The sequence below is a fragment of the Streptomyces sp. NPDC001568 genome, from assembly GCF_042893755.1.
In the GTDB taxonomy this organism is placed as follows: Bacteria; Actinomycetota; Actinomycetes; order Streptomycetales; family Streptomycetaceae; genus Streptomyces.
In genome coordinates, this window is sequence record NZ_JBIAVF010000010.1 from 134,934 (window position 1) to 150,809 (window position 15,876).

Here is a 15,876-nt window from a genome sequence, read left to right on the forward strand (position 1 = left end):
GAGTTTCGCTGAACTCCTCCTAGCGGCATTTCTCACCTTCGCTATCTACGCGCTGATGCGTGGCGTAGGTGTTACCTGACTCCGCTGATTACACGTCAGCGGTAACGGGGGCTTGGCATGGCCCCCGGCCTTTCGGAAAAGGGGCCCCGGTCATTCCTCAGCAGGGTGACCGGGGCGGTTTCCTCAATACACTTCCCCGCCGTTCCCGGGCTGTCCGATGCCCCGGACCGGTTGAGCGGCGGGGATCACACGTTAGGGCATCCGGCATGAAGTTCCTTGAGGGTCTTTCAGACCACATTTTTGCGTCAGCTCAGATGGTCGCTCAGCTTCACCGCGACAACGTCCGCACACAGTTCCCGCCCGGCATTCTGGCGGAGATTCTTTGGCTGAACGCTGACGAGCTATCACAGCTCTACGGCGACGCCATGACTGCAAGTGATGCTGTTGCCCACGTGCGCCACGCAAACCCGAATCACATCCTGCTAACCATCCTGAACGGGGGTAACGACCGTGGCTGAACCAGTGGCAGATCAGAATTCCGCACTACCCGAGTCGCCCCCGGATGAGCAGGTCGAAGCCAGCGAGCCCATCAATGGGAATCGGGAAGCGGCGAAGTACCGCACAAAGCTGCGCGAGGCCGAAGCGAAGCTAGAAGCCACTGAGAAGCGCGTGCATTCCCTACTGCGCTCTCAGGTTGAATCGCTGGCCGCTAAGGATCTGAGCGTTGCCTCAGACCTCTTCGACATTGGCGGGGCGAGCATTGACGACCTGACAGACCCAGAGGGGAATGTCGTGCCGGACGCTGTAGACGCTGCCGTTAAAGCGCTGCTAGCGAAGCGTCCGGGCCTTCGAAATGGATCTGCCCCATGGGGTGATGTTGGCGGGGGTCGTCGGGGTTCTATTCCTGATGCGCCACTCACGATGACAGAAGCGCTCAAGTTTACGCGTCGCTAGACACAAGAGGAGTGGATGAGCGCTAGCGCTGGTGCTCATCCTTCTACAACTGAATATCACCTACCGACTTTCGTAGGTGCCTTTTGAGAATCCGCTAGTGCCCCAGGTGGGCGGCGGATTTCTCACGTTTGGGCCTGGTGCCCGCTCCCTTCGCTGTCAGGCACAGCGGGCAACTAATCGCGCGGCGCTCGCGCTTTCGCTCACACGCAAAGGTCCTTACGCATGTCTATGTTCACCACTGATGCCGGTACTCGATCGATTCTACCGCCCGAGTACGGCGAGCTAGTTACTAAGCCAGTTGAGGCGCTATCCGTCGCATACCTGACCGGCGAGAAGGTCACTACTAACGCCAACAAGTACATCGTCCCGATTCTCGTGTCTGACGTGACTGCTGGCGCTGTTGCTGAGGGTGCAGAGATCACCCCTTCTGACGCTGACTTCGATGAACTAGAAATCATTCCGGCAAAGTTCGCGGCCCTCACCATCGTTTCTCGTGAGCTGGCCGATGACTCCAACCCGTCTGCGGCTGATCAGATCGGAAAGAGCATTGCTCGACAGATCGCTAACCGGGTGGACAACGCGCTCTTCAACTCCCTGGGTGGCGTGAACCCAGACGGCTTCGCTGATCTAACCGGAATTTCCACGGTTTCCGCTCCGGCGGCTTACGCCAACCTTGACCCCTTTGAAGAGGCCGTTTCCAAGTCCGAGGCTGCCGGGGGTCGGATTACTCACTGGGTCACCGGCGCCGCCACTGCCCTTGAAATTGCGAAGCTCAAGGACACCAGCGGGTCTAACCGTGGTCTACTCAATCCGGATCTAGCCGTTGAGGGTCGGCGTACCATCCTTGGCCGTCCGGTCGTCGTTTCGCCTTACGTCCCGGCTGATGTGGTCTACGGCATCAGTAAGGAAGATTTCCTTGTTGTGACCCGTGAGGACACGCGCCTTGACGTCGACCACTCGGCCTACTTCTCGTCTGACCGGGTTGGCGTTCGAGGCACCATGCGTGTTGCATTCGCCATGCCTGTTCCTGCGGCTCACGTTCGTATCATCAATGCTGCTGCCTAAGCGCTAACGCGCACCTGATCTAGCCCCGGTCCCTACCAGTGCGGGGGCCGGGGCTTTTCTCTTCTCCTCGCTGGGCAGACAACCTTCCCTTCCGAAAATCTCGCCAAAACGCCGGCTGAGCCTGCCACCCCCATTGATCAGCGCGTATGCCCCCGCCCTCGGGTTGCTGGCCCCTTCGCTGGTGCTACTCCCTGCTGCCTCCCGAAGGGACCCCCCGTGGTCGTACGGCTCCACCCCTCCAACTGCCGCGAACCTCAATGCAGCGCACAGCGAGATAAGGCGAATGGCTCGTTCTACTGCAAGGCACACACTTCTATTCGTTGGGCGCTGTACCAAACAGAGTCCACACATGGCGGATACGACAGCACATGGCAGAAGACACGTAAGCGATTCTTGTACTCGAATCCGTGGTGTGTTGAATGCAGCCGACCTGCGAATGTAGCTGACCATCATCCGATTGATAGGCGGACGATGTGGGCGCGAGGTTGGGAAGACCTTGATGAGCCTAAGCGGCTTCGTCCTATGTGCCGTAAATGCCATAACGCGCACACGGCAAAGGAGCAGGGTTCGCTGTCCAAGAACCGGCGCACAAAGTCAGCAGCAGAGCGAGAGTACGAACGATGGCAGCGTGAGCGGGGAACTGACGACCACGGCAACACTCGCTGACCCCCTCCCCCCTGGGCATAGACCCCTTTTTTATTTTTGAGCTTGATCGGCAGGGAGGCGACGCGCTCGCCTGTCAAGAATTGATCTTTCCTGTGGCGCGACATGCGCTTTTCCCCGAAAGGACTTACTCCATGGGCGCTGTACGACCAATTGGCCAGCACATCAGAGAGGGCACATACCGCGCTGACCGTCACGCGGAACGAATGGCGCTGCCCCCGAGCGACCTAACCGAACCTGATTGGGGCACGGTTCTAGGTAACGGCCCCGGAGCCGACAAGGTGAAGGCGGACGTTTCGGATATATGGCGGCGCATTGTTCCCGCTCTTTCCGCTGCTACTCGAATCACTAACGCACAGCGAGAGGTGGTAATTACCTTTTGCACGGCTCAGGCGCGTGTATGGGAAGCGGAGCGACTCATCAGCCGGGATGGCCTTCTAGTCGTTGGCGCTAACGGTGTCCTCGTGAAGAATCCCGCCACGACCGTAGTTAATGCCTATTCGTCAATCCTGCGCGCTGCCCGTGTAGAGCTAGGACTCAGCCCGTCTGCTGCCGCCCGTATTGCTATCCCGCAGAATGACGACAACGCCGATAGTGATATCTGGGACTGAAGTGCAAGGCCGACCACGATGGGTATTCGCCCCTTCCGAGCGCTGGGCCCCGTGATCTCTGCCGTAACTGGTTGAGAATGCGGGGCCCTTCTCTTTGTTGATCGGCCGTCAGTTTTATTGAGTCAGCAGGTTCGGAGGTGTCACAAGTCGGGCCCGCTCGGACAGGTCTCGCGCTGTGTGGTTCTTCAGGTAGGGGCGAATTCGGCTGTGTAGGGCGGCGATGTTTCGGTCGCACTGCCCGGACTGCACCAGGGGATAAATCTCCAGGACTCGCCCCCACGTCTCGCACGCTGTCTCTAGGTGCCCTACCTCTAGTTGCCGTTCGGCCAGCATGGACAGATAGCGAACGCTGGTCCGACGGAAAGTGCTAGGCCGTAGCTTGTCAGACTCCTTGAGCGACGCAATGGACCCGGCGACGTCGCCCAGTTCATACCGCACCTGCCCCATGTGATAGGCCAGCGAGGAAGGGTTGTAGGACCCGAACGTCTTGGGCTGTGACTCCGCTTTGTTCATGGCTACTTCGGCTTCCTTGATTCGCTGTAGGGCAATCCGGCTGTTGCCCTCTTGCGCTGCCGCATGTGCCTGTTGTCCGGCAAGGAATGCGCGCATCCTGGGGCCAGCCTGAGGGGAAGCAGCAGCGGCAGCGTCAGCAAGCCTCACAGCTTCGGCGCCGTGCCCCAGGTCGACGGCCTGAACGCTCATTCCCCGCAGCGTGGTGCAGTAAGTCAGATGGTCTTCTGAGGCTCCGGCAAGCTCCAACGCTTTGAGGTAATAGCGCTGAGCCATTCCGTGAATGCCTTCATCAACGGCCATGTACCCCGTCAAATATGAGAGGTCCGAAGCAGCAGCCATCATGGCCTTACGGACACTCTCCGGGGCGTCAGCTCGCAAATATGGCGCCACAGTGTTGACTAGGTAGGCGGCAGCCATCGGGCGCGCTGTCCGTCCACCGAATTGGTCGTCAATGTCTGAGAGGCGTTCCGTCATCGCGATGACCGACTGAACATCGGAAAGCCCTATGCGCTGCGTTTTGCCTGTCTGGACGGCTTCGATTCGGCCCACGACGTCCGGCCAGTTGGGCACCGTGAGAGCAACCGAAAATAGGCCAATCCCTAGGACGCTCCGGCGGGATGGGTCCATATCTTGCCTCCCCAGGTCTAGCAGCCCTTCCACCGTACTGGGGAGCGCGCCGGACTCTTCGACGGGGGATACCGGAAAGCCCGCTTCGCTATTTGTGATCGGTCGGCTGAGCTTGCGGGCCAACGCTTCCAAGATGAGCGGCCGGACGCTCTCCTTCGGTAGATGACCCTTGAGCCACTGGTGTACTGAGGGTTCGCGGTATCGGAGAGGTGTCCCGCGCTCCGTTCCCAACCGATTGATCTCCTGAGCGAACTGGCGCAACGTCCAGCCGGTTTCGCGGTACAGCCTCTCAAGTCCCTGGTTCAGATCCGGACTAGCCACCGGTCATCAACTCCCCGTGCCTGCAAGCCGCTTAAAGCTCTTAAGTCCTGGCGCTGCCACAACGGTACCTCCGACCGTGCTCATCCGGTTGCCTTAAGTGAGTGCGCAGGAAGGAGCGCAAGCGCAGCGACAGGAGGGCACGACGATGACGACCAGCAGCGAGACCGACATGGCGGCAGACCTGGGCGCCGCTGTAGATCGCAGGGAGTTTCACAGGCTGGAGCGTGACCCGTTCCCCGCGTGGGCGGACGTGCCGAGCTGGGTCCCCCGTCGTGGCTACACGTGGCCGACGCGTGACGTCCTGCGGGCTGTTGAGGCCGGGCTCAGGCGCCTTGCGGAGAGGGCGGCGCAGTAATGAACAGACAGACCCTGGCTCATGCGGAATGGACCCTCAGCGGAGACAACAGCCCCGGTGTTCCCGTGGCCATATTTCAGATGTCGTGCATGAGCTGTCATGAGATGTCCGAGCCGACGGACAACGACGGCAACCCGCATCAGACATGGGCGCTGAACCACACCGGCCGACAGCCGGACCACCGGGAATTCAAGCTCATCACCGAAACCTATTGGCGTGTGGACCCCCAGCGGGGAAATCCGCACGCAGAATTGAGGTAGCTATGAACTGTGGCAACTGTGGCGCAGCCGCGCAGCAGGGACCTGACGGCCGCTGGATCTGTACGAACTACTGTGGCTGGTCCGCCGTCTCGCCCGGCAGTACGGCGGTAGCGTGCCTCCATGACGTACAGGGAACCGGCGCTACCTCCACGGGATGAGGAACCCCCGTTGTCCGCGCTAGAGATCACCGAGACCGAGTGCCGCCAGTGCGGAACCCTGATCGCCGGGCTGAACGGGCGCTATGCCTGTCCACTGTGCGGTTGGGTGAACGACCACACCGAAGGTCACACCGACCTACCGGCGGCAGACGATGACCCGGACTACCCCGCCAAGCTCCGCCGAAATGCGAGGGGTTCGGGCGGCGCGAAGTAGGTAGTCCTCACAAGCTCCCGTCCGGCTGTCTCCTTGGACGGTCGGCAGTCGGGCGGGTTGTAAGCGAACGACGGCACGGGGACCGATTCCCCGAAGTGCGTCGAAGGGATAGGCACAATGACCGCGATTCCCGAATTCGAGTTCCGCACGTCCAGCGCATGCAAGTACAACAACAGCGACCCGCGCTGCGTCGAGGTGGCAACGAACGTCTCCGGCAAGGTGGCGGTACGCAACACCCTGACGGGCGAGGCGGTCGAGTTCACGTCCGGCGAGTGGACCGACTTTCTCAGCGGTGCCAAGCTGGGTGAGTTCGACCTCTCGGCCTAGGAGTCACCGTGCATGAGTGCCCCCGCTGTGGCAGCGATGCCGTACCCGACCCGGAGAGTTCACGGATGCTCTGGTGTCTAGCTTGCTGGCACTCCTGGACGCTCCCGCAGGACACCCGCTGTACGGGCTCACTGCCCCGTCTCCTGCCCGGTCTTCGGGTGCTGGACGAACAGCGACACCTGAACCGCTGAACCCCGCAACTGCCCCGTTCATGCCTCCCCCTCCGGAGCGTGGACGGGGCTTCCTGTGTGTTCCCAACTCTTCTTGCGGTGGCGGGAGTTGAAGTGCCTAACCTGCCTGGTCAGAGTCCCTGCGCTAAGGTGGTGCACTGTTGGTTCACGCCCACCACACGCCGAAGAAGACGAAGAAGTAGCCGATCACACCGGCCCCCGGATGCCCCTCCGCGAGGGAGTGCACCAGCCGCGCCCCGGCCTGAGCGATCGCGACGACGAAACAGAGGTCGAAGAACAGCTCCAGCGGGGTCGCCGCCCGATGGTCCTCGTGGCGGCTGCGGGCGGTCATCGGTACGTACGTCATACCGCTCAGCACAGCAAAGCCGGGCCTGCTAGCAGGCGAGGCGCGCGGCCCGCGGGACACGGGTACCCCGGGCGGACTCCTGGGACTCGTACCGGTCCAGCACCAGCCGGGCGATCCGCGGATGGTCGGCCAGCGGGTCGGTGACGGCCCAGGCGTCGGCGTCGGCGAGGGCCCGCGTGAAGCGGCCCGGCGCCAGCAGGTGCGCCACGATCGCGATCCGGCGGTGTCCGGCCGCCCGGAGCGCGGCGAGCGCCTCGGGGACGGTGGGACCGGCCGAGGTGAGGTACGCGGGGACCACCGGGACGTGGCCGGGCCCGCGGTCGGCCGCCAGCAGTTCCGAGAGCCGGGCCGCGGCCGTCTCCGTGCCCGCGTTGCCGCCGGGGCGGGAGGAGCCCGCGCCGGCCACGAGCACCGCGTCGGCCCGGGTGAGGGGGCCCCGGCGGCGTTCGGCTTCCCGCAGGCGCCCGTACAGGGCCAGGGCGACGGCGGGCTCGCCACCGAGGCCGCCCGCGAGGTGGCAGCCGGTGCCCTCCAGGACCGCGGGGACGTCCACGCGCAGGTGGTAGCCGTCGCCCAGCAGCAGCGGCACGACCACCGCCCCCGGGTGCTCCCGGACGACCTCGGCGAGGGAGGGGCGCTGCACGTCCAGGTGGCCCACGACCGGTCGGACCCCGCCGAGGGCCTCCACGGCGTACGTGAGGCGGCGCACGGTCGCCGCGGCGGCCGGGGCCGCGCTGCCGTGCACGGCGAGGACGAGCATCTGGTACCTCCGGAGAACGCGGACCGGCCCCCCTGTCCCCAGCCCACGCTAAGCGCCCGGGCGACCGGGCGGAGCCGGTCCAAGGACCCTGCGCGCAGGCCACAGGTCCCGCGCGGAACGGGCCCGTGTCCCCGCCCCCACGGGCCCTTTTCGGGAGTCCGGGGCCACGGGAGGGACCTACCGTCGAGAAGCGGGGAAGCCACCTGCCCGCACCCCTCGCACACGCACCCCTCCCGCACGCACCCCTCGCACACGGAGTGAGACCCATGGCGCAGACGCTGCTTGTCATCGGCCACGGCATGGTGGGACACCGCCTGCTGGAGGCCCTCGCCGAGCGCGACGCGCTCGTGGACCCCGCCCGGCCGGACGGCGCGGGATGGCGGGTGACCGTCCTCGCCGAGGAGCGCGTCCCCGCCTACGACCGGGTGCACCTGTCCGCCGCCTTCACCGGCTCCACCGGCGAGGACCTGTCGCTGCTCGCACCCGGCTTCCTGGAACGGCACGGGATCGACCTGCGCCTGGGGGACCCGGCCGAACTGATCGACACCGCCGGCCGCACCGTCACCAGCCGCTCCGGCGCCGTCCACGGCTACGACGCGCTGGTCCTGGCGACCGGCTCCCACCCCTTCGTGCCGCCCATCGAGGGCGCCGGTGCGGAAGGCTGCTTCACCTACCGCACCCTCGACGACGTACGGGCCCTGACCGGCTATGCCGGCGACGCCCGCAGCGGTGTGGTCATCGGCGGCGGGCTGCTCGGATTGGAGGCCGCGGGAGCGCTGCGCACCCTCGGACTGACCACGCACGTCGTGGAGTTCGCGCCCCGGCTGATGCCCCTCCAGGTGGACGACGGCGGCGCCGCCGCCCTGCGCGCCACGATCGAGTCGATGGGCGTGGCCGTGCACACCGGCGTCGGCGCGGCCGCCGTCCGGGTCGACGCCGACGGCCGGGCCCGCGCGCTGCGGCTCACCGACGGGCGGGAGATCAGCGCCGAGGTCGTGGTCTTCTCCGCCGGGGTGCGCCCCCGCGACCGGCTGGCCCGCGAGTGCGGGCTGGCGGTCGGAGACCGCGGCGGCGTCGTCGTGGACGCGCACTGCCGCACCAGCGACCCCTTCGTCCACGCGATCGGCGAGTGCGCGCAAACGGTGGACGGCAAGGTGTACGGGCTGGTGGCGCCCGGCTACCAGATGGCGGAGACGGTCGCCGAAGCCCTCGCGGGCGCGGGCGAACTGACCTTCACCGGGGCCGACACCTCCACCAAGCTGAAGCTGATGGGCGCCGACGTGGCCTCCTTCGGTGACCCCTTCGCGCCCGAAGGGCGGGACGGGGCGGTGTCCGTGGTCTTCTCCGACACCCGCGAGGGCGTCTACAAGAAGCTGCTGCTCGGCCCGGACGGCGCCCTCCTCGGCGGGATCCTGGTCGGCGACGCGCAGGCCTACGGCTCGCTGAAGCCGCACGCGGGACGCCCACTGCCGGCGCCGCCCGAGGCCTTCCTCCTGCCCCCGACGGAGGGGACGGCGCCACCCGGAGCGGACAGCCTGCCCGACGACGCGGTGGTGTGCTCCTGCCACAACGTCACCAAGGGTCAGGTGCGCACCGCGGTCACCGCCGAATCCCTCACCGACATCGGTGGGATCAAGAAGTGCACCAAGGCCGGTACCGGCTGCGGCGGCTGCCTGGGGACCCTCCAAGCCGTCCTGGACGCCGAACTGTCGGAGCAGGGCATCGAGAAGCCCCGCGGGTTGTGCGAACACTTCGCCCTCACCCGCGCCGAGATCTACGAGAAGGTCCGCACCGAACGCATCCGCGGCTTCGGCGAGCTGCTGGAGGCGTACGGGGAGGGCGGCGAGGGCTGCGCCGTCTGCAAGCCGGTCGTCGGCAACGTACTCGGCACCCTCGCCCCGGACCTCGGCATCGGCCACATCCTGCGCGGCGAACAGGCGACGTTGCAGGACACCAACGACCTCTTCCTCGCCAACCTCCAGAAGGACGGCAGCTACTCCGTCGTCCCGCGCGTCGCGGGCGGCGAGATCACCGCCGAGCAGGTCATCGCGCTGGGCGAGGTGGCCCGGGACCACGGCCTCTACACGAAGATCACCGGCGCGCAGCGGATCGGCCTGTTCGGGGTCCGCAAGGAACAACTCCCCGACATCTGGAGGCGCCTCGGCGGAGCCGGCTTCGAATCGGGTCAGGCCTACGGGAAGTCCCTGCGCGCCGTGAAGTCCTGCGTCGGCGCCCGGTTCTGCCGCTTCGGGCAGGGCGACTCGATCCGGCTCGCCATCGACCTGGAGCTGCGCTACCGGGGCCTGCGCACCCCGCACAAGTTCAAGGGCGGCGTCTCGGGCTGCCTGCGCGAGTGCGCGGAGGCCCGGGGCAAGGACATCGGCGTCATCGCCACCGCCAACGGCTGGAACCTGTACGTCGGTGGCAACGGCGGGGCCACCCCCCGCCACGCCGACCTGCTGGCCTCCGACCTGACGACGGACGCGCTCCTCAAGCTGGTCGACCGCTTCCTCATGTACTACGTGCGCACCGGTGAACGGCTGGAGCGCACGGCCACCTGGATCGAGCGGATCGAGGGCGGCACGGAGCACCTGAAGGCCGTCCTCATCGAGGACTCGCTCGGCATCTGCGCCGAGTTGGAGGCGCAGATGGAGCGGCACGTGGCGGCGTACGAGGACGAGTGGCAGGCCGTACTCGAGGACCCGCAGGCCCTGGAACGCTTCGGACCGGTGCCCCCGGGCGGGACGGCCCCCGGCGCTGCGGCCGACAACGCTCTGGAGCCGGGCCGGGGACGTGCGGTGCGGCTCGCCGACGGCACCGAGGCGGCCGTCTTCAAGGACCGGACCGGTGCGGTGTACGCGGTCGGGAACCGGGACCCCTTCTCGGGCGCCGACGTGATCTGCGACGGAATCATGGGCTCGCGGGACGGCGCGCCGGTGGTGACGTCGCCGATGCACAAGCAGGTCTTCGACCTGCGCACCGGCGTCTGTCTGGACGACCCGCGGGTCTCCCTGCCGGTGGTCGCCCTGCGCTGACCGGCCGCCGAACGTCGTGTGGGCGACAGGACCTTGTCCTGTCGCCCACACGACGTTCGCCCCTGATGCGGGACGGCGTCGCGGGCGGAACCTGGATAGGTCAGGACCCTTCTCGACGTTCAGGATCACGCGATGAGTACCGCCACGCAGCAAGTGCCAGAGGTGCTGGCCGATCCGGCGCAGTACCGCCCCGGCCGCACCATCACCGAATGGACGCCGGAGGATCCGACCTTCTGGCGCACCACCGGCAAGAGGGTCGCGACCCGCAACCTGTGGATCGCCGTACCGGCGCTGCTGGTGGCCTTCGTGGTGTGGCAGGTCTGGAGCATCACCGCGACGAACCTGAAGGACGTCGGCTTCGGCTTCTCGCAGTCGCAGCTGTTCTGGCTGACCGCCGTACCGGGCATCACGGGCGGCACCGCCCGCGTCTTCTACACCTTCCTCGGCCCGATGATCGGGCAGCGCCGCTTCACGGCGCTTTCGACGGTGGTGCTGATCGTGCCGCTGCTGTGGCTCGGTTTCGCGGTGCAGGACCCCAACACCTCGTACACCACGATGGTCGCGATCGCCGCGCTCTGCGGCATCGGCGGCGCCAACTTCTCCTCCTCGCTGGCCAACATCGGCTTCTTCTACCCGAAGCAGGAGAAGGGCAACGCGACCGGCATCAACGGCGGCCTCGGCAACCTGGGCGTCTCGGTGGTCCAACTGCTGACGCCCATCCTGATCACCGCCTCGGTGCTGGCGATCGGCGCGGGCCAGAAGAAGGCCGACGGCTCGGAGATCTACCTCCAGAACGCCGCTTTCGTGTGGGTCCCGGTCCTGATCGTCCTCGCGGTGATCGCCTGGTTCGGTCAGAACGACCTGAAGGTCGCCTCCACCCCCTTCAGCCAGCAGAAGGTCATCTTCAAGCGCAAGCACAACTGGCTGATGACCTGGCTCTACGTCGGCACCTTCGGCTCCTTCATCGGCTTCGCCGCCGCCCTGCCGCTGCTCATCAAGACCACCTTCCCCGACTACTCCGTGGCCACCTACGCCTGGATGGGGCCGGCCATCGGAGCCCTGGCGCGCTGGGCGGGCGGCTGGATCGCCGACAAGCTGGGCGGCGCCCGGGTCACGATCCTGTCCTTCGTCGGCATGGCCGTCTCGATCATCGGCGTGATCACCTTCCTGCCGGTGGGCTCCGACCAGGGCTCCTTCTACGGCTTCTTCTTCTGTTTCCTGGCGGCCTTCTTCTTCTCGGGCATCGGCAACGGCTCGACCTTCCGCCAGATCCCGGTCATCTTCCGCGGCCTGCACCTGAAGGGCCTGACCGAGGGCACCCCGCAGTACACGGCCGCGCTCAAGCAGGCGGAGATCGAGTCGGGCGCGGTGACCGGCTTCACCGCCGCCATCGCGGCCTACGGCTTCTTCTTCATCCCGGCGATGTTCGCGAACTTCGCCGTCACCAGCGCCATGTGGGGATTCGTGGCCTTCTACGCCAGCTGCGTGGTCGTCGCCTGGTGGTTCTACGCCCGCAAGGGCGCGGAAGCCCCCAGCTAGGCCGTCCCGGCCGTTCCGTCCCTCCGGGTCGGCCCCCACTCCCGGCCCGCGGCCGACCGGTACTCCCCGGCGCGACCGCGGGCCGGTCGGCATCGGGGCTCCGGCCGCTTCCCGTGGCCCTGCCGCTCCAGCGGCTCCCCGCGCCCGCTCCGACCCCGCCCGACCCCTGATGCCGCTGGAACTCGCGCTCGACATTGCGGCCCCCCTCCTGATCGCCGTGTGACCCGCGGTCAACGGCTGTTTCCTGGTGCCGACCTGCGGTGACCTTCATCGCCGCGATCGACTTCGACCGGACCGGCGCCACCCGGGTCGGCCGCTTCGTCGTCAACCGCTCCTTCATGCTGCCGGGGCCGGTCACGACGTGCGTCGCGGTATCCACAGGCTTCGCCCTGGTTCGGATCATCTGATTTCTTGGTCCCGACCCCAGAATCTTGTGAATGTTTTCACAAGCGCACGACGGACTTTCGGCCCCACTGAAACGGCAGGTCAAGACCGGTGCGGCGAGTCGGTCGCCGCGAACGGCGGGACCTTCGGGCTCCAGCTCGGGACCAACGCGGCGCCAAATGATCGATCAAAAGGCGTGCAATGGAAGCAAGCAACGAGGCGACTGAAGAAGGTGCCGGCCATGACTGCGACCCCTGCGGAAACCACGAAGAGCGCGGAGGCCTGGAACGGCTTCAAGGGCGGTCTGTGGCGCGACGCCATCGACGTCCGCGACTTCATCCAGCAGAACTACACGCCGTACGAAGGCGACGACGCCTTCCTGGCCGGCCCCACCGAGCGGACCACCGCCGTGTGGAAGGCCATCACGGACAAGTTCCCCGAGGAGCGCGAGAAGGGCGTCTACGACGTCGCGCACGACATCCCGTCGACGATCACCGCGCACGCCCCCGGCTGGATCGACCGCGAAAAGGACCTGATCGTCGGCCTCCAGACGGACGCCCCGCTCAAGCGGGCGATCATGCCGTACGGCGGCTGGCGCATGGTCGCCGGCGCCCTGGAGACCTACGGGTACCCGGTCTCCGAGGACCTGGAGAAGGTCTTCACCGACTACCGCAAGACGCACAACGCCGGTGTCTTCGACGCCTACACCCCCGAGATCCGCGCCGCCCGCAAGGCCGGCATCGTCACCGGCCTTCCCGACGCCTACGGACGCGGCCGCATCATCGGCGACTACCGCCGGGTGGCCCTCTACGGCGTCGACCGCCTCATCGCCTTCAAGAAGGAGGAGAAGGAGGAACTCAACGCGCTGCCCGCGGGACCCCGTTCGTTGGAGGAGACGATCCGCCTGCGCGAGGAGCTCTCCGAGCAGATCCGCGCGCTCGCCGAACTCAAGGCGATGGCCGCCTCCTACGGGTGCGACATCTCCGGCCCCGCCTCCACCGGCCGCGAGGCCATCCAGTGGCTGTACTTCGCCTACCTGGCCGCGGTGAAGGAGCAGAACGGCGCCGCCATGTCGCTGGGCCGCACCTCGACCTTCGTCGACGTCTACCTCCAGCGCGACATCGAAGCCGGTCTCCTCACCGAGGAGCAGGCCCAGGAGCTGGTCGACGACTTCATCATCAAGCTCCGCATCGTCCGCTTCCTGCGCACCCCGGAGTACGACGAGCTCTTCAGCGGCGACCCCACCTGGGTCACCGAATCGATCGCCGGCATGGGCGAGGACGGCCGCCCGCTGGTCACGAAGAGCTCCTTCCGGTACCTCCAGACCCTCTACAACCTCGGCCCGGCCCCCGAGCCGAACATGACGGTCTTCTGGTCCCCCCGGCTGCCCCGGGGCTTCAAGGAGTTCTGCGCCCGCGTCTCGATCGACACCTCATCGGTGCAGTACGAGTCCGACGAGCTGATGCTCCCGCGCTTCGGCGACGACACCGCCATCGCCTGCTGCGTCTCGGCGATGCCGGTCGGCAAGCAGATGCAGTTCTTCGGCGCCCGCGTGAACCTCGCCAAGACCCTGCTGTACGCGATCAACGGTGGTCGCGACGAGAAGTCCGGCGCCCAGGTCGGACCGGAGACCGGCGCGCTCACCTCCGAGGTGCTCGACTACGGCCAGGTCATGGCGAAGTTCGACGAGCAGATGGAATGGCTCGCGCAGACCTACGTCCACGCCCTGAACGTCATCCACTACATGCACGACCGGTACGCCTACGAGCGCATCGAGATGGCCCTCCACGACCGCGACGTGCGCCGCACCATGGCCTGCGGCATCGCCGGCCTGTCCGTCGCCGCCGACTCGCTCTCCGCCATCAAGCACGCCAGGGTCACGGCCGTGCGCGACGAGACCGGCCTCGCCACCGACTACGTCATCGACGGTGACTACCCGGCCTACGGCAACAACGACGACCGGGTCGACGACATCGCCGTCTGGCTCGTCGAGGAGTTCATGAAGAAGGTCCGCAAGCACGAGACCTACCGGGACGCCGAGCACACCCAGTCCGTGCTGACGATCACCTCGAACGTCGTCTACGGCAAGAAGACGGGCAACACCCCGGACGGCCGCCGCGCCGGCGAGCCCTTCTCCCCGGGCGCCAACCCGATGAACGGCCGCGACACCCACGGTTACGTCACCTCGGCGCTGTCCGTCGCCAAGCTCCCCTACGAGGACGCCGAGGACGGCATCTCGCTGACCAACACCGTCACCCCCGACGGCCTGGGCCGCACCCCCGAGGAGCGGATCAAGAACCTGGCGGGCGTCCTCGACGGCTACATGGCCAGCGACGGCTTCCACATGAACGTGAACGTGCTCAACCGCGACACGCTCATGGATGCCATGGAGCACCCGGAGAACTACCCGCAGCTGACCATCCGCGTCAGCGGATACGCGGTGAACTTCGTCCGGCTCACGCGGGACCAGCAGCTCGACGTGCTGAACCGCACCTTCCACGGCTCGCTGTAGAGCCCCCGTACCGCGCGGCCCGGGGCCGGGCCCCCACCCCTCACCCCGGCCCCGGGACCGCGCGTTCCACCTCGATCCCCACGGACACCGGCTCACTCTGGAGCGCCTGCCATGAACGTCCTCTTCGGTACGAGCATCCCCGTCGGCCGGGCCAACGCCATCGCCACGGCCGCCGGCCCCGGCCGGACGCCGGCCGCCGCCGCGACGCAGCGGCCGAGCGAGGGCTCGGTGCACTCCTGGGACCTGTCCACCGGCGTCGACGGCCCCGGAACGCGCTTCGTCACGTTCCTCGCGGGCTGCCCGCTGAGCTGCCTTTACTGCCACAACCCCGACACCATGCGCATGCGCAACGGCACGCGCACCTCGGCCGACGAGGTCATCGCCGAGGCCCGCAAGTACACCCGGTTCATCTCGGCCTCGGGCGGCGGTGCCACCATCTCCGGAGGCGAGCCCCTGCTACAGCCCGTCTTCGCGGGCGAGCTGCTGCACCGGATGAAGAACGACCTCGGCCTGCACACCGCCCTGGACACCTCCGGCTTCCTCGGCGCCCGCGCCACCGCCTCCCTGCTGCGCGACGTGGACCTCGTCCTGCTCGACATCAAGTCCTGGGACCGCGACACCTACCGGAAGGTCACCGGCCGCCCGCTGGAGCCCACCCTGGACTTCGCCCGGCGCCTCGCCGACCTCGGCAAGGAGGTGCACCTGCGGTTCGTCCTGGTCCCCGGGCTCACCGACGCGCGGGAGAACGTCGAGGGCGTCGCCGACTTCGCGGCCACGCTCGGCAACGTCTCGCGGGTCGACGTCCTGCCCTTCCACAAGCTCGGCGAGAGCAAATGGGAGTCCCTGGGCATGCCGTTCACCCTGCACGACACCCCGTCGCCCGACGCGGAGCAGGTCGCCGCGGCGAAGGCGGTCTTCGCCGCCCGCGGGCTGACGGCCGTCTGACCGGGTCGTCGTGGCCGCCGCGCGTGTCCCGGTCCCACCCCGGCTGACCCGGTCGACCCCGTTCGGCCCAACCCGACAACGGGCACAAGAGGCTGA

At 67.0% G+C, this 15,876-nt stretch carries 11 protein-coding genes and 1 pseudogene; 9 read left to right on the top strand and 3 right to left on the bottom strand.

Annotated features, from left to right (window positions below; all coding sequences use genetic code 11):
- Positions 1-266 precede the first annotated feature (266 nt).
- From ACFY0I_RS19810 to ACFY0I_RS19820, 3 genes are all read left to right on the top strand, one after another.
- Complete coding sequence (locus tag ACFY0I_RS19810) at positions 267-518, top strand: hypothetical protein (protein ID WP_388897208.1); 252 nt, start codon at positions 267-269, stop codon at positions 516-518.
- A 658-nt stretch (positions 519-1,176) separates the two neighbouring features.
- Complete coding sequence (locus ACFY0I_RS19815) at positions 1,177-2,019, top strand: phage major capsid protein (protein WP_388897211.1); 843 nt, start codon at positions 1,177-1,179, stop codon at positions 2,017-2,019.
- A gap of 869 nt (positions 2,020-2,888) precedes the next feature.
- A complete protein-coding gene (locus ACFY0I_RS19820) occupies positions 2,889-3,293 on the top strand; it encodes a phage terminase small subunit P27 family (RefSeq protein WP_388897623.1) in 405 nt (134 codons plus the stop codon).
- Positions 3,294-3,407: 114 nt separating this feature from the next.
- On the opposite strand, the gene ACFY0I_RS19825 is transcribed toward ACFY0I_RS19820, so the two are convergent.
- Positions 3,408-4,754, bottom strand: a complete 1,347-nt coding sequence (locus ACFY0I_RS19825; RefSeq protein ID WP_388897214.1) for a tol-pal system YbgF family protein — start codon at positions 4,752-4,754, stop codon at positions 3,408-3,410.
- A gap of 1,104 nt (positions 4,755-5,858) precedes the next feature.
- On the opposite strand from ACFY0I_RS19825, the gene ACFY0I_RS19830 reads away from it, so the two are divergent.
- Positions 5,859-6,068 carry a DUF397 domain-containing protein gene (locus tag ACFY0I_RS19830; protein ID WP_388897217.1) on the top strand — a complete coding sequence of 70 codons (210 nt, stop codon included), beginning with the start codon at positions 5,859-5,861 and terminating at the stop codon, positions 6,066-6,068.
- Positions 6,069-6,407: 339 nt separating this feature from the next.
- Here the strand turns inward: ACFY0I_RS19830 and ACFY0I_RS19835 are convergent.
- Together ACFY0I_RS19835 and ACFY0I_RS19840 are read right to left on the bottom strand one after the other, a co-directional pair.
- Positions 6,408-6,665: pseudogene (locus ACFY0I_RS19835) on the bottom strand (low temperature requirement protein A); the annotation flags it as partial.
- On the bottom strand, positions 6,634-7,365 hold the full coding sequence (locus ACFY0I_RS19840; protein WP_388897220.1) for a sirohydrochlorin chelatase: 732 nt from the start codon (positions 7,363-7,365) through the stop codon (positions 6,634-6,636). The pseudogene ACFY0I_RS19835 and the gene ACFY0I_RS19840, both read right to left, overlap by 32 nt.
- Positions 7,366-7,631: 266 nt before the next feature.
- Here ACFY0I_RS19840 and nirB point away from each other — a divergent pair, with 266 nt between their 5' ends.
- The 5 genes from nirB to pflA all read left to right on the top strand — a co-directional run bounded on the left by nirB (position 7,632) and on the right by pflA (position 15,780).
- Positions 7,632-10,400, top strand: a complete 2,769-nt coding sequence (gene nirB, locus ACFY0I_RS19845) for a nitrite reductase large subunit NirB (RefSeq protein WP_388897223.1) — start codon at positions 7,632-7,634, stop codon at positions 10,398-10,400.
- A gap of 132 nt (positions 10,401-10,532) precedes the next feature.
- Positions 10,533-11,939 (top strand): NarK family nitrate/nitrite MFS transporter, encoded by a 1,407-nt coding sequence (locus ACFY0I_RS19850; protein WP_388897226.1) that lies wholly within the window; start codon positions 10,533-10,535, stop codon positions 11,937-11,939.
- A gap of 260 nt (positions 11,940-12,199) precedes the next feature.
- Positions 12,200-12,346 (top strand): hypothetical protein, encoded by a 147-nt coding sequence (locus tag ACFY0I_RS19855; protein WP_388897229.1) that lies wholly within the window; start codon positions 12,200-12,202, stop codon positions 12,344-12,346.
- 218 nt (positions 12,347-12,564) lie between these two features.
- Complete coding sequence (gene pflB / locus ACFY0I_RS19860; protein ID WP_388897232.1) at positions 12,565-14,835, top strand: formate C-acetyltransferase; 2,271 nt, start codon at positions 12,565-12,567, stop codon at positions 14,833-14,835.
- 111 nt (positions 14,836-14,946) lie between these two features.
- The gene (gene pflA / locus ACFY0I_RS19865) at positions 14,947-15,780 is read left to right on the top strand and encodes a pyruvate formate-lyase-activating protein (protein ID WP_388897234.1); all 834 of its coding nucleotides are present in this window, start codon (positions 14,947-14,949) and stop codon (positions 15,778-15,780) included.
- Positions 15,781-15,876: the final 96 nt, after the last annotated feature.